At 50.1% G+C, this 845-nt stretch carries 2 protein-coding genes; both read right to left on the reverse strand.

Translation table 11 applies throughout. The features are described from left to right. Positions 1-485, reverse strand: a 485-nt coding sequence (locus tag AB4503_RS25740) for a TrbC family F-type conjugative pilus assembly protein (protein WP_372115877.1), incomplete at its 3' end; no start/stop codon positions are given. Positions 486-738: 253 nt separating this feature from the next. Next, a partial coding sequence (locus AB4503_RS25745; protein ID WP_372115878.1) for a TraU family protein occupies positions 739-845 on the reverse strand: 107 nt, incomplete at its 5' end.

The following is an 845-nucleotide window of genomic DNA, read 5'->3' on the forward strand; positions in this document are numbered from 1 at the left end:
TGAATGGGCGCCTTATTGGGTGAGCGTATCAAGGCCTCGATCCGCTTGGCCGTGGCCGGAAAACCTTCAGGTAAGACACCGCGTATCACCAGTGGCACGCCTAAGTGGGCACTTTGCATCAGAAGCTGTTTGAGCGCGGTCTTGGGCATGGTGAGTGACACAAACACCATCACCCCTTTTGGGGCTTGGTCAGGGTGGCGCGTGGGTTTTTGTCGCCCCAATAAAGGGGAAAGACTCTCTTCTTGTATCAAATCTTGAACCTTGCGGCTGAGAGTCAGCGCTTCTTCTCGATAAGCCTGGGCTTTATTTTGTATGTCGTCCGTAGGCCACGTCTTCGCCGCCTCCGGTTGTTGAGTCATTTTTTGCTCAAGCTTGGCAAAAGCTTTGAGCTCTTGCTCAGTGTAAGCCTGGGTGGGTAACGCAATAAAAAAACACAGAAAAACAAGAGAGCGCCTAAAGGTGCTCTCAAAAGATGGAATGGTCATAGTAACCTCTTCATTATGGCCGCTGAAAGGGTGGGTAGAGGGTGTGAGCGTTTTGGAAGCTGATTGACAGCACCTTACGAGCCTTGAGATCGCGACAAAACGAGAAGCAAAACTGCGAGAGCGGGAAACAGCAGTAAATGTGCTTGTTGTTGGCGAGCTCTGTTTTTAAAAAATCGGTAAGGGAGTCAGGGTGACTGGCAATAAATAGGTCCGTTTCATTTTTGTGGGTAAGAATGGGCATCATCGCGTCACCTTATAAAAAGACACAGTTGCGCTTTCGCCATTGTACAAAACCAAAGTTATCCCCTGTCACCGGGTTGTCATGGCCGGCTTCCCAGAGTGTGGTTGTCGTGGTGTACG

The organism is Vibrio sp. 10N.222.55.B11, assembly GCF_041473705.1.
Classification (GTDB): Bacteria; Pseudomonadota; Gammaproteobacteria; order Enterobacterales; family Vibrionaceae; genus Vibrio; species Vibrio crassostreae_C.